The organism is Rubrivivax albus, assembly GCF_004016515.1.
GTDB classification, from domain to species: domain Bacteria; phylum Pseudomonadota; class Gammaproteobacteria; order Burkholderiales; family Burkholderiaceae_C; genus Rubrivivax; species Rubrivivax albus.
The window spans coordinates 275,325-297,837 of sequence record NZ_SACT01000003.1; the positions used below are offsets into that span (position 1 = coordinate 275,325).

At 71.8% G+C, this 22,513-nt stretch carries 19 protein-coding genes and 1 riboswitch; of the genes, 12 read left to right on the forward strand and 7 right to left on the reverse strand.

What is annotated here, in order from left to right; translation table 11 throughout:
• The first annotated feature begins 50 nt into the window (after positions 1–50).
• Together ENE75_RS11920 and ENE75_RS11925 are read left to right on the forward strand one after the other, a co-directional pair.
• Positions 51–2,654 carry an alpha-amylase family glycosyl hydrolase gene (locus ENE75_RS11920; RefSeq protein WP_158288924.1) on the forward strand — a complete coding sequence of 868 codons (2,604 nt, stop codon included), beginning with the start codon at positions 51–53 and terminating at the stop codon, positions 2,652–2,654.
• 28 nt (positions 2,655–2,682) lie between these two features.
• Complete coding sequence (locus ENE75_RS11925; RefSeq protein ID WP_128198524.1) at positions 2,683–4,026, forward strand: MATE family efflux transporter; 1,344 nt, start codon at positions 2,683–2,685, stop codon at positions 4,024–4,026.
• Here the strand turns inward: ENE75_RS11925 and ENE75_RS11930 are convergent.
• Positions 4,003–4,749 carry a sugar nucleotide-binding protein gene (locus ENE75_RS11930; RefSeq protein ID WP_128198525.1) on the reverse strand — a complete coding sequence of 249 codons (747 nt, stop codon included), beginning with the start codon at positions 4,747–4,749 and terminating at the stop codon, positions 4,003–4,005. The genes ENE75_RS11925 and ENE75_RS11930 overlap by 24 nt on opposite strands.
• Positions 4,750–4,783: 34 nt before the next feature.
• A complete protein-coding gene (gene glk / locus ENE75_RS11935) occupies positions 4,784–5,827 on the reverse strand; it encodes a glucokinase (RefSeq protein ID WP_233259058.1) in 1,044 nt (347 codons plus the stop codon).
• Positions 5,828–6,051: 224 nt separating this feature from the next.
• Between glk and ENE75_RS11940 the strand changes: the two genes are divergently transcribed.
• The 3 genes from ENE75_RS11940 to metH all read left to right on the forward strand — a co-directional run bounded on the left by ENE75_RS11940 (position 6,052) and on the right by metH (position 11,791).
• The gene (locus ENE75_RS11940) at positions 6,052–7,962 is read left to right on the forward strand and encodes a glucokinase (protein ID WP_128198526.1); all 1,911 of its coding nucleotides are present in this window, start codon (positions 6,052–6,054) and stop codon (positions 7,960–7,962) included.
• Between the two features lie 92 nt (positions 7,963–8,054).
• Positions 8,055–8,849, forward strand: coding sequence for a PEP-CTERM sorting domain-containing protein (locus ENE75_RS11945; protein WP_128198527.1), 795 nt, complete (start codon positions 8,055–8,057; stop codon positions 8,847–8,849).
• An 85-nt stretch (positions 8,850–8,934) separates the two neighbouring features.
• A riboswitch (S-adenosyl-L-homocysteine riboswitch) is annotated at positions 8,935–9,027 on the forward strand.
• Between the two features lie 19 nt (positions 9,028–9,046).
• Positions 9,047–11,791, forward strand: a complete 2,745-nt coding sequence (gene metH / locus ENE75_RS11950) for a methionine synthase (protein WP_128198528.1) — start codon at positions 9,047–9,049, stop codon at positions 11,789–11,791.
• Between the two features lie 3 nt (positions 11,792–11,794).
• On the opposite strand, the gene ENE75_RS11955 is transcribed toward metH, so the two are convergent.
• The gene (locus tag ENE75_RS11955) at positions 11,795–12,448 is read right to left on the reverse strand and encodes a trimeric intracellular cation channel family protein (RefSeq protein WP_128198529.1); all 654 of its coding nucleotides are present in this window, start codon (positions 12,446–12,448) and stop codon (positions 11,795–11,797) included.
• 153 nt (positions 12,449–12,601) lie between these two features.
• On the opposite strand from ENE75_RS11955, the gene pobA reads away from it, so the two are divergent.
• The 4 genes from pobA (at position 12,602) to ENE75_RS11975 (ending at position 16,830) form a co-directional block, all read left to right on the forward strand.
• Entirely contained in the window at positions 12,602–13,771 is a 1,170-nt protein-coding gene (gene pobA, locus ENE75_RS11960; RefSeq protein WP_128198530.1) for a 4-hydroxybenzoate 3-monooxygenase, read from the forward strand.
• A 105-nt stretch (positions 13,772–13,876) separates the two neighbouring features.
• Entirely contained in the window at positions 13,877–15,034 is a 1,158-nt protein-coding gene (locus ENE75_RS11965) for an ABC transporter substrate-binding protein (protein ID WP_128198531.1), read from the forward strand.
• Between the two features lie 75 nt (positions 15,035–15,109).
• Positions 15,110–15,412 (forward strand): antibiotic biosynthesis monooxygenase family protein, encoded by a 303-nt coding sequence (locus ENE75_RS11970; protein ID WP_128198532.1) that lies wholly within the window; start codon positions 15,110–15,112, stop codon positions 15,410–15,412.
• 2 nt (positions 15,413–15,414) lie between these two features.
• Positions 15,415–16,830, forward strand: coding sequence for a M20 family metallopeptidase (locus ENE75_RS11975; RefSeq protein WP_128198533.1), 1,416 nt, complete (start codon positions 15,415–15,417; stop codon positions 16,828–16,830).
• On the opposite strand, the gene ENE75_RS11980 is transcribed toward ENE75_RS11975, so the two are convergent.
• Genes ENE75_RS11980 through ENE75_RS11990 form a run of 3 tightly spaced genes read right to left on the reverse strand, consistent with a single transcriptional unit; the run spans position 16,787 to position 19,858 of the window.
• Entirely contained in the window at positions 16,787–17,251 is a 465-nt protein-coding gene (locus ENE75_RS11980) for a MarR family winged helix-turn-helix transcriptional regulator (RefSeq protein ID WP_128198534.1), read from the reverse strand. The two genes, ENE75_RS11975 and ENE75_RS11980, sit on opposite strands and share 44 nt — an antisense overlap.
• Complete coding sequence (locus tag ENE75_RS11985) at positions 17,223–19,079, reverse strand: feruloyl-CoA synthase (protein ID WP_128198535.1); 1,857 nt, start codon at positions 19,077–19,079, stop codon at positions 17,223–17,225. Before ENE75_RS11985 ends, ENE75_RS11980 begins: the two co-directional genes overlap by 29 nt.
• Positions 19,076–19,858: a crotonase/enoyl-CoA hydratase family protein gene (locus tag ENE75_RS11990; RefSeq protein ID WP_128198536.1), complete on the reverse strand. Its 783-nt coding sequence runs from the start codon at positions 19,856–19,858 to the stop codon at positions 19,076–19,078. The genes ENE75_RS11985 and ENE75_RS11990 overlap by 4 nt, the downstream gene beginning before the upstream one ends.
• 78 nt (positions 19,859–19,936) lie before the next feature.
• Here ENE75_RS11990 and ENE75_RS11995 point away from each other — a divergent pair, with 78 nt between their 5' ends.
• Positions 19,937–20,815, forward strand: coding sequence for an amidohydrolase family protein (locus ENE75_RS11995; RefSeq protein WP_128198537.1), 879 nt, complete (start codon positions 19,937–19,939; stop codon positions 20,813–20,815).
• Positions 20,816–20,840: 25 nt separating this feature from the next.
• On the opposite strand, the gene ENE75_RS12000 is transcribed toward ENE75_RS11995, so the two are convergent.
• The gene (locus ENE75_RS12000) at positions 20,841–21,353 is read right to left on the reverse strand and encodes a hypothetical protein (protein ID WP_128198538.1); all 513 of its coding nucleotides are present in this window, start codon (positions 21,351–21,353) and stop codon (positions 20,841–20,843) included.
• 47 nt (positions 21,354–21,400) lie between these two features.
• On the opposite strand from ENE75_RS12000, the gene ENE75_RS12005 reads away from it, so the two are divergent.
• Positions 21,401–22,021: a Crp/Fnr family transcriptional regulator gene (locus ENE75_RS12005; protein WP_158288925.1), complete on the forward strand. Its 621-nt coding sequence runs from the start codon at positions 21,401–21,403 to the stop codon at positions 22,019–22,021.
• Positions 22,022–22,142: 121 nt separating this feature from the next.
• Positions 22,143–22,496 carry a 2TM domain-containing protein gene (locus tag ENE75_RS12010; protein WP_128198540.1) on the forward strand — a complete coding sequence of 118 codons (354 nt, stop codon included), beginning with the start codon at positions 22,143–22,145 and terminating at the stop codon, positions 22,494–22,496.
• Positions 22,497–22,513 lie beyond the last annotated feature (17 nt).

Genomic DNA, 22,513 nt, shown 5'->3' on the forward strand with positions numbered 1-22,513 from the left:
CATCGCTTCTGACTTCGACACGTCTTCGACGCATCACCGCTGCGGTGTCCATGGCGGCAGCCTTGCCGTGGTCCGCAGGGGCCGCAGCGTCCCTTGATGGCCCGCTGCACCGCCCCTCGCCGGACTGGCGCGACCAGGTGCTGTACTTCGTGCTCACCGACCGCTTCGACAACGGCGACCCGCGCAACGACGACCAGGGCGCAGGCGAGTTCGACCCGGCACGCCATGACCGCTACAGCGGCGGCGACCTCGCCGGCGTGCAGCGGCGGCTGGGCTACCTGCAGGGCCTGGGTGTCACCGGCCTGTGGCTCACACCCTGGGTGGCCAACCAGTGGCTCGACGGTGCGTATGCCGGCTACCACGGCTACTGGGCCAGCGACTTCATCACGGTGGACCCGCACCAGGGCCGGCTGGCCGATCTGCAGGCCCTGTCGCGCGCCCTGCACGCGCGCGACATGCTGCTGGTGCAGGACATCGTGGTGAACCATGTCGGCAACTTCTTCGACATCGCCCTGGGCACCGACCTGTCCTCACCCGAAGCCGCCGCGGGCGGCTGGCAGGTGAACCCGGCGTCGCGGCCGGTGACGGCGCCGACGCAGCCCCCCTTCCACCTGAACGACCCACGGCGCGCTGCCGACCGCGCCGCCGGCATCTACCACTGGACCCCGCCGGTGGCCGACTACACCGACCGCCACCAGGAACTGAACTTCCAGATGTCGCGGCTGGACGACCTGAACACGGAGAACCCTGCCGTGCGCCAGGCCCTGCGCCGCAGCTACGGCCACTGGATCCGCGAGGCCGGTGTCGACGCCTTCCGGGTGGACACCGCGTTCTACGTGCCGCCGGACTTCTTCACCGACTTCCTGCACGCCGACGACCCGGCGGCGCCGGGCATCCTGGCCGTGGCCCGCGCCACCGGCCGGCAGGACTTCCATGTGTTCGGCGAAGGCTTCGGCATCGACCGCGCGGGCGAGGACGCACAGATGCGGCGCATCGAGTCCTACATGACCGGCGCCGACGGCCGGCCCGTCCTGCCGGGCATGCTGAACTTCCCGCTCTACGGCGCACTGGGCGACGTGTTCGCGCGCGGCCGGCCGCCGGCGGAGCTGGGCTGGCGCATCACGCGCACCATGGCGCTGCACGCACGCCCGCACCGCATGCCCAGCTTCGTGGACAACCACGACGTCGACCGCTTCCTGGCCGCTGGCACGCCGCAGGGGCTGCGCCAGGCGCTGCTGGCGATGTTCACGCTGCCCGGCATCCCGGTGATCTACCAGGGCACCGAACAGGGTTTCACGCAGCCGCGCGCCGCGATGTTCGCCGGTGGCTGGGGTTCCGGCGGCCGCGACCACTTCGATGCAGAGGCACCGCTGTACCGGCACATCGCCGCGCTGGCCGCGCTGCGGCGCACGCACCGCAGCCTGTCGCGCGGCGTGCCCACGGTGCTGCACGCCGACGCCGCCGGGCCGGGCGCGATCGTCTGGCGCATGGACGCGGCTCCGGGTGACGGCCCGCCGATGCTGGTGGCATTCAACACGGCGGCGCACACGGCGCTGGTGGAAGCGCTGCCGCTGCCGCCAGGCACGGCGTTGACGCCGAGATGGGCCGATGGCGAGGCCCCGCGCACGCAAGCGCGGCCCGACGGGACGGTGACCCTGTCACTGGCGCCCGGTGCCGCCGCGGTCTGGTCGCTGGAAACCACCTCACCGGCCGCAGGCCAGGCGGCCGCCGCTGATGCGCCGATCTTGCTGCCCCCGTCGGGCGCACAGGCCGGGCCCGCGCGCGTCGAGGGCGACCTGCTGCTCGACGGGCGCGCGACGCCCGGCGCGCGGCTGCAACTGGCGGTGGACGGCGCACTGCAGGCCGGCCCGGTGGTGACCGCTGACGCCCAGGGGCGCTTCCAGGTCCGCGTCGACACGGCATCGATGGTCGACCCGGCGCTGGCGCACCGCGCGGCGGTGCTCGACATAGCCAGCGGGCTGGCCTCGGCGCCAGTACTGTTCCAGGTCGAGCGCCGCTGGCAGCTGCTGGCCGACGTGCCCGACCCGGTGGGCGACGACCATGGCATCGGTCCATTGGCCGAAGGCCGCCTGCGCTACCCGCTCGATCCCAGCTGGGGCGAGAACCGCCAACTGGACCTGACCCGCGTGCGCGCCTGGGGCGCCGGCGGCGCGCTGCGGCTGGAACTCGGCCTGCGCCGCATCACCCGCAGCTGGAACCCGGCCAACGGTTTCGACCACGTCGCCTTCACCATCTTCGTCGAGCTGCCGGGCGAACCCGGCGGCGCCACCGTGATGCCTGGCCAGGATGGGCAGCTGCCCGCCGGCCTGCGCTGGCACCGCCGGCTGCGCCTGCACGGCTGGTCCAACGCGATGTTCACCGCCGAAGGGGCCAGCGCCACGCACGAGGGCACGCCGGCGGCGCCGGCCCCGGTGCTGCGTGTGGATCCGGAACGCCACACGCTGGAGCTGACGCTGCCGCCAGCGGCGCTGGGCGGCCGGCGCGACCTGTCCGGGGTGCGCCTGTGGGTCAGCACCTGGGACTGGGATGCAGGCTACCGCGCGCTGCAGGCGCAGCCTGGCGGCCACCACTTTGGCGGCCCGCCGGGCGCGCCCAAGGTGATGGACGGCAGCGCCATCATCACGCTGCCCTGAACCGGACTGTCACCTACAACCCGCCACCATGAAACCCCGCCTGGCACCGGTGGCGGTGCCGCTGTTCCTGGAACTGGGCCTGGGCATGGCCGTGGGCCTGGCCGGCACGGCCATGGCGGCCCGCCAGGCCGACGCCGCCGCAGCGGGCTTCGCGCTGGCGCACCAGGTGGCAGCCATGCTGTTCATCGTGCTGCGCATCGTGGGTGCCGGCGTCTCGGTGGTGGTGGCCCAGGCGCTGGGCGCGGGCCGCCGCGCCGAGGCCGATGCCGTCGCCCGCGCCGTGCTCGGCGCCAGCAGCTGGGTGGGGGGTGCATGCGCCGTGGCAGCGTGGCTGGGTGCCGAGGCCCTGATGCGCGGGCTCAACGCGCCGCCGGCCGTTCTGGTGCTGGCCGCACCATTGCTGCAGTGGATGGCGCCAGCCCTGCTGCTGGACGCCTGGAACGCCGCCATGGCCAGCGTGATGCGCGCCCATCTGCGCGCCCGCGAGGTGCTGGGTGTGGTGCTGGCCATGCACGCGCTGCACCTGGCGCTGGCGCTGTGGTGGATGCCCCGCTTCGGGCTGGGCGGCTTCGCCGCTGCGCTGGTCGCCAGCAGGCTGCTCGGGCTGAGCCTGCACCAATGGCTGTGGCGGCGCCAGCTGCATCTGAAGCCGCGCGTCGCCGACCTCTGGCGCTTGCCGCGCCAGGAACTGGCCGCCGTGCTGCGCATCGGCGTGCCCGGCGCGGCCGAGAACGTGGCCTACCGCCTGGCCTTCGTGGCCAGCGTGGCGGCCGTGGGCACGCTGGGGGCGCCGGCACTGGCCACCCAGGCGTATGTGCTGCAGTTCAACCACTTCACGCTGCTGGCCGGACTGGCCATCGGGCTGGCCGGCGAGGTGGTGGTGGGGCATCACATCGGCAGCGGCCGGCTGCATGCGGCGCACCGGCTGGTCACCCGCGCCCTCGCGCTTGGCCTGGGCCTGAGCGTGGCGGTGGCCGGCGCCGCCGCGCTTGCCGCGCCCTGGCTGCTGCGTCTGTTCACGCAGGACAAGGCCATCCTGGCCGCCGGCGCCACGCTGATGGCCTGGTCGGTGCTGCTGGAACCCGGGCGCACCTTCAACCTGGTCGTCATCAACGCACTGCGCGCTGCCGGCGATGCGCGCTTCCCGGTGGCGGTGGGCGCGGTGTCGATGGCCGTGGTGCTGGCCGGCGGCAGCTGGTGGCTGGGCGTTCACCTGGGCTGGGGGCTGGTAGGCGTGTGGATCGCCTATGCCGCCGACGAGTGGCTGCGCGGCCTGCTGATGTGGTGGCGCTGGCGGCGGCTGGCCTGGGTGCCGGCCGCGCGTGCGTCGCGCCGGCGCCTGCGGGCCCTACAGCGGCAGGCGGGCCGATAGCGGCGGCACGGCCAGGCCGTCGATCAGGCGCTGGTCGTGCACGTACCCCACGTGTTCGCGCACCCGCCAGTGGCGGCGGTCGAAGCGGCGGCGCAGGGCATGCACCACCGCGGCGAAGGTGTGGCCCTCGGCCGCGTTGCTGTCCAGGTGCACGACCCCGGGGCTCGGTCGGGCCAGCAGGCCGACGATGGCCGCCGCCGTGTCGGTCATGAACGAGCAGGCCGGCCGCCAGGCGGTGCTGGCGGCCACCTCGCCGTCGCGCGCCTGCCAGTCGTCGAGCTGCATCAGCATGTTGTTGCCTGAGCGCTCCGGGTCGATCTGCCAGCCGATGCGCAGCACGCTGGCCTGGGGGTGTGCTGCCAGCACGGCGTCCTCGCAGCGGATCTTGCGGCGGCCGTAGTCGTCACGCGCCGTGCGGACGTCGCCAGGACGGTGCGGCCCGTCGGGCTCGGCATCGAACACCATCGCGGTACTGGTGAACACCAAGGGCAAGCCGGCCGCGGCGGCGTGGTGCGCCAGCAGGCCGGCCCATGCCTCGTCGCCCGTCGCCAGGTGCGCGATGGCGTCCGGACGCTCGGCCCGCAGCCATGCCTGCACCACGGCAGGGTCTTCGGGCGGCACGGCACGGCGGTCCCAGCTCCGCACGGTCCAGCCGGCGGCCGTCGCAGCCTCGGCCACGCGCGGGGCCAGCGTGCCGTTCAGGCCGGTGAGCAGCAGGCGCATGGCCACGTCGCCGGCGTCAGTGCTTGTGCAGCGCTCAGCCGTGGCGCTGTTCGATCGCGAACGCAGCGCCCGCCAGGGCCGCCAGCGTGTCGGTGATCAGCGCCGTGGGCACGGCCGCCAGGTAGTCGCTGAAGCGGCCCTTGGCCTCGAAGCGTGCGCGGAAGGGCGACGTGAAGAAGCGGTCGCCCAGCCGCGGCACGATGCCGCCGCCAATGAACACCGCCCGTGCGCCCAGGGTCAGCGCCACGTTGCCGGCGAAGCCGCCGAGCAGGGCGCAGAAGACGTCCAGCGTGCGTGCGCAGGCGGCGTCACCGGCCACGCCACGTTCGACCACCTGCTCGGCCGACAAGGCCTCCGGCGCCCGCCCCTCGGCCTGTGCCACACAGGTGTGCAGCAGCGGCAGGCCGATGCCGGAAAGCAAGCGCTCGGCCGACACGTGGGGCCACTGCCCACGCGCGTGGCGCAGCACCTCGCTCTCGAGGTCGTCCGACGGCGCCAGCGTGGCGTGCCCGCCTTCACCTGGCAGTGCCACCCAGCCGGCCTCGGTCTGCACCACGCCGCCCACGCCCAGGCCGGTGCCCGGGCCGATGACGGCCAGGGTGCCGGCGGCCACCGGTGCAGCGCCGTGGGCGCGCCACTGCGTCGGCCGCAGGCGTGGCAACGACAGCGCCAGGGCCTCGAAGTCGTTGAGCACCTGCAGCGACGCCAGGCCCAGGTCCGTCTGCAGTTCGGCGCACGAGAACGCCCACGGGCTGTTGGTGAGTTCCACCCGGTCGCCGCGCACGGCCGTGGCCACGGCGATGGCCGCACGCCGCGGCGCCGCCGCCACATCCGCCGGCAGGCCGGCCAGGTAGGCGCGCACGGCCTCGGCCGGCCCGGCGCTGCCGGCCACCGGGAAACGACGCACGTGCTCCACGCCGCGGGCCGGCGACACCACCCAGCCGAAGCGCGCGTTGGTGCCGCCGACGTCGGCTACCAGCCACGGCAGCGCCAGCCCGGCGCCGGCCGGCGCACGGCTGCCGCCAGGCTCGGTCAGGGGCGTGTCCGGGTCAGGGCGGCACGCGGCTTGCTGCGGCACAGGCAAGGATTCATCCAGGGGTTCTGCAAGCAACCCACGGTAGCAAAACTACATCACCTGATCAAGACGGATCGACCCGTCAGCCGCTCGAATATCGAGCAACGAAGCGGGTCTGTTGGCGCGCACTGTAGTGGAGCTACCTTGTGGAACCCCTGATGCCCGGCCGGTGACCACGCCCCACAATAGGGCCACCGAGGGCGCCAGGCGGCGCCGACCGCGACCGCATGACCCCCTTCGACCGCCCACGCCTGATCGCCGACATCGGCGGCACCTATGCCCGCTTCGCGCTGGAAAGCGCCGCCGGGCACTTCGAGCACGCCACCTCGCTGCGCTGCGCCGACCACGCCGACTTCCACGCCGCCGTCAGCGCCTACCTGGCCAGCGTGCCGGCGCCGCGGCCCGACCATGCCGCCGTGGCCATCGCCAACCCGGTCGAGGGCGACCAGGTGCGCATGACCAACTACCACTGGCAGTTCTCCATCGAGCAGATGCGTGAGCAGCTGGCGCTGGAGACGCTGGTGGTGGTCAACGACTTCACCGCGCTGGCCATGGCCCTGCCCCGCCTGGGCCGGCACGACACCCGGCAGGTGGGCGGCGGCGAGCCGCGGCCGCGCAGCGTGATCGGCCTGCTCGGGGCCGGCACCGGCCTGGGCGTGTCGGGCCTGATCCCGGCGGGCGACGGCCACGTGGCCCTGGGCACCGAAGGCGGGCACGTCAGCTTCGGCCCGCGCGACGCGCGCGAGCACGCCATCCTGGCCTTTGCCGAGCGCGAGCACGACCACGTCTCCTTCGAGCGCCTGGTCTCCGGCCCCGGGCTGGAGCTGATCCACCGCGCCCTGCGCGACCGCGCCGGCCTGCCGCCGGAGCCGCTGGCGGCACCGGAGATCACCCGCCGCGGCCTGGAGGGCCGCGACGCGCTGTGCCGGGAAACGCTGGACGCGTTCTGCGCCATGCTGGGCACGGCGGCGTCGAACCTGGCCGTCACGCTGGGCGCGATGGGCGGCATCTTCATCGGCGGCGGCATCGTGCCGCGGCTCGGCGCGTACTTCGACAGTTCGCCTTTCCGCGCCCGTTTCGAGGACAAGGGGCGCTTCTCGGCCTACCTGGCCGGCATCCCCACCTACGTGATCACGGCCGAGCACGCCACCTTCATCGGTGCCTCGGCCATCCTGTCGGAACAGCTGCGCGGACGGCATGGCCACACCGGTTCCACGGTGCTGGGGCAGATCCAGCGCACGCGCGGCAGCCTGTCGCCGGCCGAGATGCGGGTGGCCGACCACGTGCTGGCCCACCCGCGCTCGGTGCTCAACGACCCCATCGCCCGCATCGCCCGCGCCGCGGCGGTGAGCCAGCCGACGGTGATCCGCTTCTGCCGCAGCCTGGGTTGCGAGGGCCTGTCGGACTTCAAGCTGCGCCTGGCCGCCAGCCTGACGGGCACCATCCCGGTCACGCACACCCAGGTCACCGGCGAGGACACCATGCTGGAGCTGGGCGTCAAGGTGCTGAGCAACAGCGCCGCGGCCGTGCTTCAGCTGCGCGACCAGCTCAACCGCGAGACCATCGACCGCGCGATCGACCTGCTCACCGCCGCCGAGCGCGTGGAGTTCTACGCCGTGGGCCACTACGGCGTGGTGGCTGACGATGCCCAGTTCAAGTTCCTGCGCTTCGGCGTGGCCAGCAGTGCCATCACCGACCAGCGCCTGCAGCGCATGGCCGCCAGCGTGCTGCGCCCGGCCGACGTGGCGGTGGTCATCAGCAGCAGCGGACGGGTGGAGGACCTGCTGGCCGTGGCCGACATCGCCGGCGAACGCGGCGCCGCGGTGCTGGCGATCACCGCCAGCCACTCGCCGCTGGCCAAGAAGGCCGACGTGGCGCTGATCGTCGACCACGTGGAGGACACCGCCACCCACGTGCCGATGGTCAGCCGTATCCTGCACCTGCTGGTGGTGGACATCCTGGCCGTGGGCGTGGCGATGCGCCGCGGCGCGCAGGCCGTGCTGCCGCAGGAGACGCTGGGCGCGCTGGACGAGGTGCGGCCCGCCGCCGCGCCCCAGCCGCCCCGGATCGCGCGCCGGGAGGCGCCCGGGGTGAGCGCTGCCATGCCGCTGTCGCACCTGACCTCGCACAGCCGCTGACCCCACGTTCGCGGGGATGCGGGCCGCTCCGCCGCCGCCGGCCGGTCGCGCGCTTCACGGCATCATCGCGCCACAACGATCAGGAGTTCTCCGTGCGCGCTTCGTCCCCCCTCTCCATGGCCGCGATGGCCGCCCTGCTGGCCACGGCGGTGCCCGCCTTTGCAGCCAGCAGTGCCACCGCCACCGCCGGCACGGTGTCGATCACGCTGTTCGACCTGAACCCCGCGGACGGCCTGGACGCCAGCCTCACGTTCCTCGGCGAGTCCAGTGCTTCCTACGCTTACGCCAATGGCAGCTCGGCCTCCGACATCGCCAGCGGGCTGAACGCCGCCACGTCGGTGGCCCTGGATGTGCCCGGGGTCAGCGCGGCCGGATCGACCGGCGCCGGCGGCGCCTTCGGCCACGCGGCCGTGGCCGGCGGTGACGGCAGCGGCAACTGGACCAGTGGCGACGGTCAGGGCGTATTCTTCGCCTCGATCGAGGTCGGCGCCTGGACCGGCGTGCTGATCGAGATGGACTACGCCGGCACGGCCACCACCACCGTCGGCCAGACGGTCGACGGCTACGGCGAGGCCGCACAGGCCTATGTCTCGGTGCTGATCAACATCTTCGGCGCCGATGGCCAGGAAAGCCACAGCGCCACCCGTTCGCTCTACGCCTCCAGCGTCTGGGACGGCAACGGCTTCAGCGGGCAGGACCTGAGCTTCAGCGGCAACCTGCGCCTGACCTACGCCAACCTGTCCGACGACCTGCTCACCGGCAGCTACGTGACCTCGGCCTACGCCTATGCCGCGTCGGCCATCCCGGCAGTGCCGGAGCCGGGCACCTACGGTCTGATGCTGGCTGGCCTGGCCGGCGTGGCCGCGGTGGCGCGCCGCCGGCGCTGAAGCCGCCGCCCGCGCCCGAGAAGCCGGCCATGGGCCGGCCTTTTTCAAGGCATCGGGGCCGGCCGACCACCGATAAAATGCGCTTCTTCCCGAGGAGCGTTGCGATGGCCGGCCAGGCCACCAGGCTCGGGACCCGCGCAGCCCAGGCCAGCGCGGCCGGCAACGACGCTCGCCCCCGAATCCGAGGAGCGAGCCGCATGTCCACCGACACCCCACCGCAACCGCGCACGACACCCCCGATGCGGCTGTCCGGCCTCGAGCCGGTGTCCATCGGCCAGGGCCACCTGTTCGTCAACATCGGCGAGCGCACCAACGTCACCGGCTCCAAGGCCTTCGCGCGCATGATCCTCGCGGGCCAGTTCGAGGAGGCGCTGGCCGTGGCGCGCCAGCAGGTGGAGAACGGCGCGCAGATCATCGACGTCAACATGGACGAGGCCATGCTGGACAGCGAGGCCGCCATGGTGCGCTTCCTGAACCTGCTGGCCGGCGAGCCGGAGATCGCGCGCGTCCCGATCATGATCGACTCGTCCAAGTGGTCGGTCATCGAGGCCGGCCTGAAGTGCATCCAGGGCAAGGGCATCGTCAACAGCATCAGCCTCAAGGAAGGCGAGGCCGAGTTCCGCCGCCAGGCCACGCTGGTGCGCCGCTACGGCGCCGCGGCCGTGGTGATGGCCTTCGACGAGACCGGCCAGGCCGACACCTTCCAGCGCAAGATCGACATCTGCGCGCGCGCCTACCGGATCCTGGTGGACGAGGTGGGCTTCCCGCCCGAGGACATCGTCTTCGACCCCAACATCTTCGCCATCGCCACCGGCATCGAGGAGCACGACAACTACGCCGTCGACTTCATCGAGGCCACGCGCTGGATCAAGCAGAACCTGCCGGGTGCCAAGGTCAGCGGCGGCGTCAGCAACGTGAGCTTCAGCTTCCGCGGAAACGACCCGGTGCGCGAAGCCATCCACACCGTGTTCCTGTACCACGCCATCGCCGCCGGGCTGGACATGGGCATCGTCAACGCCGGCATGGTGGGCGTCTACGACGACCTGGAGCCGGAGCTGCGGGAGCGCGTCGAGGACGTGGTGCTCAACCGCCGCAAGGATTCCGGCGAGCGCCTGATCGAGATCGCCGAACGCGCAAAGGGTCTGGCCAAGGACGACAGCGCGCGACTGGCCTGGCGCGCCGGCAGCGTGAACGAGCGCCTGAGCCACGCGCTGGTGCACGGCATCACCGAGTTCATCACCGCCGACACAGAGGAGGCCTGGCAGGCCATCCAGGCCACGGGCGGCCGGCCGCTGCACGTGATCGAAGGCCCGCTGATGGCGGGCATGAACATCGTCGGCGACCTCTTCGGCCAGGGCAAGATGTTCCTGCCGCAGGTGGTCAAGAGCGCGCGCGTGATGAAGCAGGCGGTGGCCCACCTGCTGCCCTACATCGAGGCCGAGAAGCAGGCGGTCATCGACGCCGGCGGCGACGTGAAACCCAAGGGCAAGATCGTCATCGCCACCGTGAAGGGCGACGTGCACGACATCGGCAAGAACATCGTCACCGTCGTGCTCCAGTGCAACAACTTCGAGGTCGTCAACATGGGCGTGATGGTCCCGTGCCAGGACATCCTCGCCAAGGCCAAGGTGGAAGGCGCCGACATCATCGGGCTGAGCGGCCTGATCACGCCCAGCCTGGAGGAGATGCAGCACGTGGCCGCGGAGATGCAGCGCGACGACTGGTTCCGGCTGAAGAAGATCCCGCTGCTCATCGGCGGCGCCACCACGAGCCGCGTGCACACGGCGGTGAAGATTGCGCCGCACTACGAGGGCCCGGTGGTCTACGTGCCGGACGCCAGCCGCAGCGTGGGCGTCTGTGCCGATCTGCTGAGCGACGAGCGCGCTGCGAGCTACATCGCGGAACTGGAAGCCGACTACGCCCGCGTGCGCGAGCTGCACGCGAACAGGAAGGCCACGCCGCTGGTGACGCTGGCGCAGGCGCGTGCCAACAGGACGCCCATCGACTGGGCGGCCTACACGCCGCCGGCGCCGAAGTTCACCGGCCGGCGCCTCTTCCGCAACCAGGACCTGGCGGAACTGGCCGCGTGCATCGACTGGACGCCGTTCTTTCAGACCTGGGACCTGCACGGCAAGTTTCCCGCCATCCTGCGCGACGAGGTGGTGGGCGCGGAGGCGCAGCGCGTGTTCAGCGACGGCAAGCGCATGCTGCAGCGGGCCATCGAAGGGCGCTGGCTGCAGGCCAATGGCGTGATCGCGCTGCTGCCGGCCAACACGGTGGACGACGACACGATCGAGGTCTACACGGACGAGTCCCGCACGCAGGTGGCGCTGCGCTGGAGCCCGCTGAGGCTGCAGAGCGAACGCCCGGTGATCGACGGTGTGCCGCGCCCGAACCGCTGCCTGGCGGACTTCGTCGCGCCCAAGGGGGTGAAGCCCGACTGGATCGGCCTCTTCGCCGTCACGGCCGGCCTCGGCGTCGAGAAGAAGGTGGCGCAGTTCGAGGCCGACCACGACGACTACGGCGCCATCATGCTCAAGGCCATCGCCGACCGCCTGGCGGAAGCCTTTGCCGAGCGCCTGCACCAGCGCGTGCGCACCGAGTTCTGGGGCTACGCACCCGACGAACAGCTCGACAACGACGCGCTGATCGCCGAGCAGTACCGCGGCATCCGCCCGGCGCCCGGCTACCCGGCCTGCCCCGACCACAGCGTCAAGCGCGCGATGTTCGAGGTGCTGGGTGCCGGCGAGATCGGCATGGGCCTGACCGAAAGCCTGGCCATGACCCCCGCGGCCAGCGTCAGCGGCTTCTACCTGGCCCACCCGGACAGCACCTACTTCAACGTCGGCCGCATCGGCGAGGACCAGCTGGCCGACTGGGCCGCGCGGCAGGCGATGGACGAGGCCGACGCGCGGCGCGCGCTGGCGCCGGTGCTGAACTGACGATCACTCCGCGGCGCCAGGTTCCCAGCGCGGCAGTTCGTAGTCGGCCCACACCGCGGCGGCGCGCAGGCCGGCGGCCACCACGGTGGCCAGCAGCAGGCCCAGCCAGCCGGGCGCACCCAGCGCCTGCGCGCCGACCAGCGTCCAGCCGCCGAAGAAGGCGCAGATGGCGTAGGGGCGGTGGTCGCTGAAGGCGCGCGGCACCTCGTTGCAGACGATGTCGCGCAGCACGCCGCCAAAGACCGCCGTCACCAGGCCCATCAGCACCGCGACGATGGCCGGCAGGCCCTGCTCGAGCGCAATCTGCGTGCCGTTCGCGGTGAACAGGCCCAGGCCCAGTGCATCGGGCCACTGCATGGCGCGCTCGGTGGGGGCGAAGTGGCGGACCCGCATCAGCGCCATCGCCGCGGCCGACAGCCCCAGGATCACCCACAGCCAGGCCGAGTGCTCCACCCAGAAGAACGGGCGCCGGTCCAGCAGCACGTCGCGCAGCGTGCCGCCGCCGAAGGCCGCCAGGCCAGTGACCACGCACACACCCACGGCGTCCAGCCGCTGCCGTGCGGCGGCCAGCAGGCCCGACAGCGCAAAGGCCAGCGTCGCCAGCACCTCGACGACGACCAGGATCTCGGACAGCGCGGCGGGAGGCGTAGGGTTCATGCCCGCGATGGTGCCGGGTTTTCGGGTCATCAGCTGCCACACCGCAGGCCTGCCCAATCGGCACGACAAAAGTGCAAGTTTTCGCGGCGCGGGATCCAGCATCCAGGCACGGCGCACGTTCAGACTTGAGCGCCGTCAAGAACAGGAGACCCCATGCGCACCCAAGTAGCGATCATCGGTGCCGGCCCGTCGGGCCTGCTGCTCGGTGCCCTGCTGCACAAGCACGGCGTGGATGCCGTGGTCGTCGAGCAGCGCAGCCCCGACTACGTGCTCGGCCGCATCCGCGCCGGTGTGCTGGAACAGGTGATGGTGGACCTGATGGACGAGGCCGGCGTCGGCGCCCGGCTGCACCGCGAGGGCCTGGTCGACGAAGGCTTCGTGCTCGCGTTCGGCGGTCAGTCGCACCGCATCGAGCTCAAGCGGCTGACCGGCAAGACGGTGGTCGTGTACGGCCAGACCGAGGTCACGCGCGACCTGATGGACGCCCGCGCCGCCGCCGGCCTGCCGACGGTCTACGAGGCCGAGGACGTGGCCATCCACGACTTCGAGGGCACCGCCCCCTTCGTGACGTTCAGGAAGGACGGTGTCGCGCAGCGCCTGGATTGCGACTTCATCGCCGGCTGCGACGGCTTCCACGGCGTGTGCCGCGCCAGCGTGCCTGCCGACCGCATCCAGACCTTCGAGAAGGTCTACCCCTTCGGCTGGCTGGGCATCCTGGCCGACGTGAAGCCGATCTCGCACGAGATCGTCTACGCCAACCACGAGCGCGGCTTCGCGCTGGCCAGCCTGCGCAGCCCCACGCGCAGCCGCTACTACGTGCAGTGCCCGCTGGACGACAAGCCCGAGGACTGGTCGGACGCGCGCTTCTGGGACGAGTTCGCGCGCCGTCTGCCGGCGGACCTGGCGGGCAAGCTGGTCACCGGGGCGTCGTTCGAGAAGAGCATCGCGCCGCTGCGCAGCTTCGTCGCCGAGCCGATGCGCTTCGGCCGGCTGTTCCTGGCTGGCGACGCGGCGCACATCGTGCCGCCCACCGGCGCCAAGGGCCTGAACCTGGCGGCGGGCGACGTGGGGCTGCTGTCGCGGGCGCTGGCCGAGCACTACCGCGAGCGCAGCAGCGCGGGGCTGGACGACTATTCCCGCCGCGCGCTGGCGCGCGTGTGGAAGGCGGAGCGCTTCTCCTGGTGGTTCACGACGATGATGCACCTGTTCCCCGAGAACGGCGCCTTCGGCGCGCGCATGCAGATCGCCGAGCTGGACTACCTGATGAGCTCCGAGGCGATGCAGACCGCGGTGGCGGAGAACTACGTCGGCCTGCCGCTGTGACGCGCCGCGGTTCCCTTCGCTAGGGCAATTCCGCTGGCGTTGACGTCGGTGGGCGGTGCATGCTCGCGGGCTGTTTTCACCGCCTGCCCCGCGAAGGACTGCACCATGAAGAAGACCCTCCCGTTCACCCTCGGCGCCGTGGCGCTGGCCACCCACCTGGCCGCCGGCGCCGCCGAGCCCATCAAGGTCGGCCTGATGCTGCCGTCCACCGGCACCTTTGCCGCGCTGGGCGACATGATCACCAAGGGCTTCAAGCTCGCCATCGACGAGCAGGGCGGCAAGCTCGCCGGGCGCGAGGTGCAGTACTACACCGTCGACGACGAGAGCGACCCGAGCAAGGCCACCGACAACGTCAACAAGCTCATCAAGCGAGACAACGTCGACGTGCTCATCGGCACCGTGCACTCCGGCGTGGCCGTGGGCATGGCGCGTGCGGCCAAGGAAAGCGGCACCCTGCTGATCATCCCCAACGCCGGGGCCGACGCCATCACCGGCCCGCTGTGCGCGAAGAACATCTTCCGCTCCAGTTTCAGCAACTGGCAGCCCGGCTACGCCACGGGTGTGGTGGCCGCGAAGAAGGGCTACAAGACCGCGATGACCATCACCTGGAACTACGGTGCGGGTGCGGACACCGTCAAGGGCTTCCGCGAAGCCTTCGAGAAAGGCGGCGGCAAGGTCACCAAGGACCTGAACCTGCCGTTCCCGAACGTCGAGTTCCAGGCCCTGCTGACGCAGATCGCCTCGGAGAAGCCCGACGTGGTCTACGCCTTCTTCGCCGGCGGTGGCGCGGTCAAGTTCGTCAAGGACTGGGCTGCCGCGGGGCTGAAGAACACCGTGCCGCTGATGGGCTCGGGCTTCCTGACCGACGGAACGCTGGCTGCGCAGGGCGAAGCGGCGCAGGGGCTGATCACGGCGCTGCACTACGGCGACGAGATCAGGAACCCGCGCAACGAGGCCTTCCGCAACAAGTTTGCCGTGGCCTACAAGGCCAACCCCGACGTGTACGCCATGCAGGGATTCGACGCCGCGCAGATGCTCATTGCCGGGGTCAACGCCGTCAAGGGCGACATCAGCCGCAAGGACGACCTGTACAAGGCCATCGCCGGGGCGAAGATCGACAGCCCGCGCGGCACCTTCACGCTGAGCAAGGCACACAACCCGGTGCAGGACTTCTACATCCGCGAGGTCAAGGGCGAGTACAACGTCGTCACCGGCATCGCCGTGAAGGCGCTGGCCGACCCGGCGCGCGGCTGCAGGATGTGAGTCTCCAGGGCGGCGGCGGGCCCGGCCTGGGCCGCTGCCGCCACAATGCAGCCCGACCCCACCCAGGAGCCCGCCGTGATCCTCGAAGTCGCCGACATCCGCATCCAGCCCGGCCAGCAGGCCGCGTTCGAAGCCGCCATCCAGCGCGGCGCCTCCGAGGTCATCGCGCAGGCCAAGGGCTTCCGCGGGTTCAAGGTCAACCGCGGTGTCGAGAGCCCCGAGCGCTACCTGCTGCACATCTTCTGGGACACGCTGGAGGACCACACCGTGGCCTTCCGCGAAGGCCCGCTGTTCCCGCAGTGGCGCGCCATCGTCGGGCCCTTCTTCGCGGCGCCGCCGCAGGTGGAGCACTTCGAACTCGTCACCAAGAGCGCCTGAAGGTGGGCAGCCGGGAGGCCGCGCTTGCCGCGGCGGCAGCGCACCTCGACAGCGGTGCGTTCGAGGCCGAACTCGCGCGCCGGGTGGCCATCCGCAGTGCCAGCCAGGAGGCCGATGCCGGCCCCGCGCTGCAGGCCTACCTGACCGAAGAGCTGGTGCCGACGCTGGCAGCGCTGGGCTTCACGCACACGATCCACGCCAACCCGGTGCCAGGCGGTGGGCCGTTCCTGATCGCCACGCGGGTGGAGGATCCGACCCGACCCACCGTGCTGATGTACGGCCACGGCGACGTCATCCGGGGCCAGGACGCGTCCTGGACGCGCGGCGCCGGCCCGTGGACGCTGGCGCGCGATGGTGACCGGCTCTACGGCCGGGGCACCGCCGACAACAAGGGTCAGCACAGCGTCAATCTCGCCGCGCTGGCGCAGGTGCTGGCTGCGCGGGGCGGGCGTCTGGGTTTCAACCTCACCTGGCTGTTCGAGACCAGCGAGGAGACCGGGTCGCCCGGCCTCGCGACCTTCTGCACCGCGCAGCGCGAGGCCCTGCGCGCGGACGTGCTGATCGCCAGCGACGGCCCGCGCCTGACCGCGCCCATGCCCACCGTGTTCCTGGGTTCACGCGGCGTCGTCAACTTCGACCTGAAGCTCACGCTGCGCGACGGCGCGCACCATTCCGGCAACTGGGGCGGCCTGCTGCGCAACCCGGGCACGGTGCTGGCCAACGCCATCGCCAGCCTGGTGGATGGGCAGGGCCGCATCCGCATCGCCGCGCTGCGCCCGCCGCCGATCCCGGCCAACGTGCGCGCCGCACTGGCGGGCCTGGACGTGGGCGGCGGACCCGACGATCCGGTGGTCGACACCGACTGGGGCGAACCCGGCCTGACGCCGGCCGAACGCGTGTTCGGCTGGAACACGCTGGAGGTACTGGCCTTCGCCACCGGCAACCCGGCGCACCCGGTCAACGCCATCCCGCCGTCCGCCCAGGCCACGCTGCACCTGCGCTTCGTCGTCGGCACCGACGTGTCACGGATGGCCGAGGTGGTGGACGCGCACCTGCGCGCGCAGGGTCTCCCGCCGTTCGAGATCACGGTGGGCGAGGTCATGGCCGCGACGCGGCTGGACCCTGACGACCCCTGGGTGCACTTCACGCTGGAGGCCATCGCGCGCACCACCGGCAGCAAGCCGGTGCTGCTGCCCAACCTCGGCGGCTCGCTGCCCAACGACGTGTTCGCGCACATCCTGGGCCTGCCCACGGTGTGGATCCCGCACAGCTACCCGGGCTGCCGCCAGCACGCGCCGGACGAGCACCTGCTGCGGCCGGTGGCGCGCGAGGCGCTGCAGATCATGGCCGGGCTGTTCTGGGATCTTGCAGACTTCAACCCGCCGGCGCGCCGGCCAGCTTCTTCAGCAGCCGCCTGAGCATGGTGCGCTCCGCCGGTGTCAAGGCGGCCTGCACCTCGTCTTCCATGTGCACCGCCACCGCCTGCAGGCGGCCAGCCAGCGCCGTGCCTTCGGGGGTGAGCGTGATGCGCACCGCACGGCCGTCGTGCGGGTCGCGCCCGCGTTGCAGCAGGCCGCGCTCGGCCAGCCGGTCCACCAGCGTGGTCACGTGCGGCGCCGGCATGCGCAGCGCATGCCGGATCTGCGTGGCCGAGGCGCGCGCGTTGGCCTGCAGCAGCATCAGCAGCGTGAACTCCACCGGCCGCAGGCCGAAGGGTTCCCCCACGTGGCGGCGGAAGGCCGCCGTGGTGGGCACCTCGGCCAGCGCCAGCAGGTAGCCCAGCAGATGCTCGACCGGCGCCGCGGACAGCTCAGCGCCGCGGGACGATGACCTCGGCATCCTGCGTCTCCGCGTACAGCCGCTCCACCTCCGCCGCGCGATGCGCCAGCACCGCACGCTGGTTGATCGAGCCCTTGTCGGTGACCTCGCCGAGGTCGATCGACGGCGGCTCGGCGAGCAGCAGCGCCGCGGCCGGGCGCGTGGCGCTGCCCGTGCCTTCCGCCCACAGGCGGTCCATCAGCGTCTGGAAGGCGTCGCGCACCGCCGGCGCGGCCAGCACCTGGGCAGCGTTCAGGTCGTCCGCCAGACCGAACTTGCGCCGGATGTCGGCCACGCGCGGAAACACCAGCAGGCCGATGAAGTCGCGGTTCAGGCCGGCCACCACCACGTCCTGCACCATCGGGTCGCCGGCTAGCACGACCTTGGCCCGCAGCGGACCCACGCTGACGAAGGTGCCGGTGGCGAGCTTGAAGTCCTCCGCGATGCGGCCGTCGAAGCGCAGGCCCTTCAACGGGTTTGCCGGGTCCTTGAACACCACCGCGTCGCCGGTGCGGTAGAAGCCCTCGTCGTCGAAGGCCTCGGCCGTCTGCTCGGGCATGCGCCAGTAGCCGGGCATCACGTTCGGGCCGCGGAAGCGGATCTCGGTCTTGCCGCTGCCTTCGGCATTGGGCACCAGCTTGACCTCCACCCCCGGCACCGGCAGGCCGATGTCGCCGCTCTGCACGTCCGTGCCCAGGGCAAAGGTGCACGACGGCGCGGTCTCGGTCATGCCCAGGCCGGTGAAGATGGGGATGCGCTCGCCCACGGTCTGCTCGCCCAGGTGGTCCAGGTGGTCCCACACCGCCTGGCTCAGGCCGGCGCCGGCGAACATGAAGGCCTTGACGCGCGAGAACAGCGAACGGCGCAGCGGCTCGTCGTGGTCCATCGCGTTGGCGATCTCCTCGAAGCCCTTGGGCACGTTGAAGTAGATCGTCGGCGCGATCTCGCGCAGGTTGCGCAGCGTCTGCGCCATGCCGGCCGGCGTGGGCTTGCCGTCGTCGATGTACAGCGTGCCGCCGTTGTAGAGCGCGATGCCCACGTTGTGGTTGCCGCCGAAGGTGTGGTTCCAGGGCAGCCAGTCCACCAGCACCGGCGGCTCGCTGGCCAGGAAGGCGAAGCACTGGCGGATCTGCTGCAGGTTCGCGCACAGCATGCGGTGCGTGTTGACCACACCCTTGGGCTGCTTGGTGGAGCCGCTGGTGAACAGGAACTTGGCAATGGTGTCCGGGCCCACCGCCGCATGCGCCGCCGCGGCTGCGGCACCCGCCGTCGTCCCCAGCAGATCGTCGAATGTCAGGTGCCTGCGCCCTTCGAGCACCCCGCGGGCGAGCACCACGGCCGCGTCCGGCAGGCAGGTGGTGATGGCACGCCCGTAGGCCGCGCCGTCGCTGGCGAACACCAGGCCCGGCGTCAGCGTGCCCAGGATCTGGCGCAGCTTGCCGAAGTCCTGCGACACGGTCGAATACGCCGGCGAGATCGGCGCGTAGGGCACGCCGACCCACATCGCGCCCAGCGCCAGCGTCAGGTGCTCAAGGTCGTTCTCCGACAGGATGGCCACCGGCCGCTCGGCCGACAGGCCATGCGCCAGCAGCGCCTGGCCGACGCGCTGTGCGCGGTCCAGCATCTGCGCGTAGGTGATGGTGAGCCAGGCGCCGTCGGCGCCGCGGCGGGCGACGAAGACGCGGTCCGGCGCGGTGGCGGCCCAGTGTTCCAGCCGGTCGGTCAGCCTGTCGGGGAAGTCGCCCAGCGCGTCGGTGGAACGCAGGATCTGCGTGCCGTCGAGGCGCGTTTCCAGGGTGGCGTGCAGCACGCCACCCACCTCGGCCTGGCGATACCGCGGGCCGCTCATTGCGGCTTCTCCACCTTGGCCGCACGCTTCTCCAGGAAGGCGCGCAGCCGCTCCTTCGCCGCCGGCTCGCCCTGGGCGATGGCGGCCACCAGCGACTCGACGAACAGGCCCTGTTCCGGCGCCAGCTCGGCGATGCGCGGCAGCGCCTGGATCACCGCGTAGTTGGACATCGGCGCGTTGGCCGCGATCTTCTGCGCCAGCGCCAGGCCCTTGGCCAGGCCTTCGCCGGGCTGCACCAAGTAGGTCGACAGGCCCGTGGCCTGGCCCTCGTCGGCGTCCAGCACGCGGCCGGTGAGCATCATGTCGGCCACGCGCGCGGCGCCGATCAGGCGCGGCACGCGCACCGAGCCGCCACCGCCGACGAAGATGCCGCGCTGGCCTTCGGGGAAGGCGTAGAAGGCATTGTTCTCCGCCACGCGGACGTGACAGGCGGCGGCGATCTCCAGCCCGCCGCCGACCACCGCGCCGTGCAGCACCGCCACCACCGGCACCGGCGCGTACTGGATGCGGTCCAGCGCCGCGTGCCAGCCGCGCGAGTGCAGGATGCCCTCGAAGACGTTGCGCTCGCTGAGCTCCGACAGGTCCAGCCCGGCGCAGAAGTGCTCGCCGTTTCCGCTGAGCGCGATGGCGCGCACGTCGGCCGGGATGTGGGCGAACTGCGCGTCCAGCGCCGCGATGAGCGCATCATTGGCCGCGTTGCGCTTGGCCGGGCGGTTGAGCGCCAGGTGCAGCACTTCGCCGTGGCGGGTGCTCTGGATCAGGGTTTCGGCATCGGCCATCGCGTCGGTCTCCATCGACAAAGTACTTACATTATGTAAGCATCACGCCCGAGCAAGCAAGCCTGCAGGAGCCAGCCCATGAACATCGACGACCTGGTCGCCATCGACATCCACACGCACGCCGAGGTGTCGTGCTGGAACCCGTTCGACAACTACGGCGAGGAATACGACCGCGCCGCGGACAAGTACTTCGGCTCCAACCGGCGGCCGACGATCGCCGAGACGATCGAGTACTACCGCAAGATCAAGGTCGGCCTGGTGATGTTCACCGTCGACAGCGAGAGCCAGCTCGGCCGTCGCCGCATCCCCAACGAGGAGATCGCCGAGGCCGCAGCGCAGAACAGCGACATGATGATCGCCTTCGGCAGCATCGATCCGCACAAGGGGAAGATGGGCGCGCGCGAGGCGCGGCGGCTGATCACCGAGCACGGCGTCAAGGGCTTCAAGTTCCACCCCACGGTGCAGGGCTTCCTGCCCTACGACAAGATGGCGTGGCCGCTGTACGAGGTGATCGCCGAATACAAGCTGCCGGCGATCTTCCACAGCGGCCACAGCGGCATCGGCAGCGGCATGCGCTGTGGCGGCGGGCTGCGCCTGCAGAACAGCAACCCGATGCTGCTGGAGGACGTGGCGATCGACTTCCCCGACATGAACATCATCGTCGCCCACCCCAGCTGGCCCTGGCAGGACGAGGCGCTGAGCCTGGCGCTGCACAAGCCCAACGTCTACATCGACCTCAGCGGCTGGAGCCCCAAGTACTTCCCGCCGCAGCTGGTGCAGTACGCCAACACGCTGCTCAAGGACCGCATGCTCTTCGGCAGCGACTTCCCGCTCATCACCCCCGAGCGCTGGATGAAGGACTTCGACGAGGCCGGCTTCAAGGACAAGGTCAAGCCCGGCATCCTGAAGGACAACGCGGTGCGGCTGCTGGGGCTGGAGTCCGCCACCGCAGCCTGACCCTGGCGCCGTTGCTGGCGCGCCGTCACTCCAGCCGGAAACCGGCGTGGCAGGCCACGCAGGTCTGCGTCAGGGCCGCCAGCGCCGCCTGCGCAGGCAGGATGTCCCCGGTGGCACCGGCATCGCGGGCCACCACCGCCAGCCGGCTGGCGCTGCGGTGCATCGCAGTGCCGGCGGCCTGCATGGCCGGCGGCATGAACCCAGCCACCTCGTGGGCGCCGTGGTCGTGCAGCGACGACATGCCCAGCCGGCGTTCCGCCACTTCGGCCGCGGCGTCGGAGCGGCCGTCGGCCAGGGCTTGCTGGATCTCAGCCAGGGCCGCGAGATGGTCACGCATGTTGGCCAGGGTGTGGGCACGCAGCATGGGCGGAAAGTGCACCGGGGTGCGCGTGTCGGACGGCATCGCCGCACCGTGGCCGGCATGGGCGCCCCCCTGGCCGGCGTGCATGGACGCGGCATCGTGGGACGAAGCGCAACCAGCCATCAGGCTGGCGGCAACGAGAACGGACGCGATGGGCGGCAGGGGGTGGCTCGGCATGGCGTGATGCTGCCCGTCGCCGGGTGCAGGTGCCTATGATCCGGATCATGCCGCACCCTGCCAACCCGCCGCGTCGCGCGGCCACGCCCCTGCCCTGGCCACCGGCCCTGGAGGCCATGGCCGAGCGTCGGCGCCTTGCACCCGGTACCGCGCTGTTCCGTGCGGGCGACCCGGCCCGCCACGTGTTCGGCCTGGCCCAGGGCCAGGTGGCGCTGCGCCGGGTGGGTGTGGCCGGCGAGGACATCGTCATCCACCTGGCCCAGGCTGGCGAGTGTTTCGCTGAAGCCTCGCTGCACGGCGGGCACTACCACTGCACCGCCGAGGCCGTTGGCACGGCCGACGTGGCCGCCGTGCCGGCCGAGGCGCTGCGGGCGCGCCTGCGCGACGACCCCGACTTCGCGCTGCAGTGGTCGGCCCTGCTGGCGGCCCAGCTGCGCCGCACCCGCGCCCGCGTCGAGCGCCTGTGCCTGCGCAGCGCCGCCGACCGCGTGCTGCACCTGCTGCAGACCGAGGGCCATGGCCGCGATGGCGCCTACACGCCGCGGTCGACCCTGCGCGCGCTGGCCGCCGAACTGGGGCTGACGCCCGAGGCGCTATACCGCACCCTGGCGGCACTGCAACGCGCCGGCCGCCTGCGCCGCGACGGCCCAGTGCTGCGCCTGCGCTGACGGGCCGACCGGCTGTCGATTCGCGCCGCCTGGCGGCATTTCGTCGCATGCCGCTCGCCCGCCGTGCCGCCCGGAGGCACAGTCACGCCATCGACAACCCGCCCCGCACAGAAGCCCCACCATGCGCCCGATCAAGGACCTCACCGACGCCGTCACGATGCCGTTCCGCGCCCTCTTCGTGGTCGGCATCTGCTGGGTGATCAACGCCATGACCTCGCCGGGTCACTGGTGGGTCTGGTGGGTCGCGCTGGGCATGGGCATCGCCACCCTGGTGGCCTGGGGCCGCGGCCTGCGCACCGCCGCCGTGCTGGCCCTGGTCTACTTTGGCGGCCGCTGGGTCTACCGGCGCTACGGCGAGCAGGCCCGCGCCGCCTTCGACCAGTGGGTGAACAGCACCCAGCCCAAGGCCGGCGAGGTGGTCCGCGCCTTCCTGCAACCGGATCAACGCTTCGGCAGCGAAGGCATGCGGCACTGACATCCCGGGCCGCGGGC

Bases quoted from the DNA above. Each gene is read 5' to 3' on its own strand.
- ENE75_RS12005 (WP_158288925.1), top strand. From the start codon at position 21,401: ATGCCGCACCCTGCCAACCCGCCGCGTCGCGCGGCCACGCCCCTGCCC.
- ENE75_RS11930 (WP_128198525.1), bottom strand. From the start codon at position 4,749: ATGCGCCTGCTGCTCACCGGCCTGAACGGCACGCTGGCCCCGCGCGTG.
- ENE75_RS11995 (WP_128198537.1), top strand. From the start codon at position 19,937: ATGAACATCGACGACCTGGTCGCCATCGACATCCACACGCACGCCGAG.
- metH (WP_128198528.1), top strand. From the start codon at position 9,047: ATGTCCACCGACACCCCACCGCAACCGCGCACGACACCCCCGATGCGG.
- ENE75_RS11965 (WP_128198531.1), top strand. From the start codon at position 13,877: ATGAAGAAGACCCTCCCGTTCACCCTCGGCGCCGTGGCGCTGGCCACC.
- ENE75_RS11925 (WP_128198524.1), top strand. From the start codon at position 2,683: ATGAAACCCCGCCTGGCACCGGTGGCGGTGCCGCTGTTCCTGGAACTG.
- ENE75_RS11980 (WP_128198534.1), bottom strand. From the start codon at position 17,251: ATGCCGAGGTCATCGTCCCGCGGCGCTGAGCTGTCCGCGGCGCCGGTC.
- ENE75_RS12010 (WP_128198540.1), top strand. From the start codon at position 22,143: ATGCGCCCGATCAAGGACCTCACCGACGCCGTCACGATGCCGTTCCGC.
- ENE75_RS11920 (WP_158288924.1), top strand. From the start codon at position 51: ATGGCGGCAGCCTTGCCGTGGTCCGCAGGGGCCGCAGCGTCCCTTGAT.
- ENE75_RS11940 (WP_128198526.1), top strand. From the start codon at position 6,052: ATGACCCCCTTCGACCGCCCACGCCTGATCGCCGACATCGGCGGCACC.
- ENE75_RS11990 (WP_128198536.1), bottom strand. From the start codon at position 19,858: ATGGCCGATGCCGAAACCCTGATCCAGAGCACCCGCCACGGCGAAGTG.
- ENE75_RS11955 (WP_128198529.1), bottom strand. From the start codon at position 12,448: ATGAACCCTACGCCTCCCGCCGCGCTGTCCGAGATCCTGGTCGTCGTC.
- ENE75_RS12000 (WP_128198538.1), bottom strand. From the start codon at position 21,353: ATGCCGAGCCACCCCCTGCCGCCCATCGCGTCCGTTCTCGTTGCCGCC.
- pobA (WP_128198530.1), top strand. From the start codon at position 12,602: ATGCGCACCCAAGTAGCGATCATCGGTGCCGGCCCGTCGGGCCTGCTG.
- ENE75_RS11985 (WP_128198535.1), bottom strand. From the start codon at position 19,079: ATGAGCGGCCCGCGGTATCGCCAGGCCGAGGTGGGTGGCGTGCTGCAC.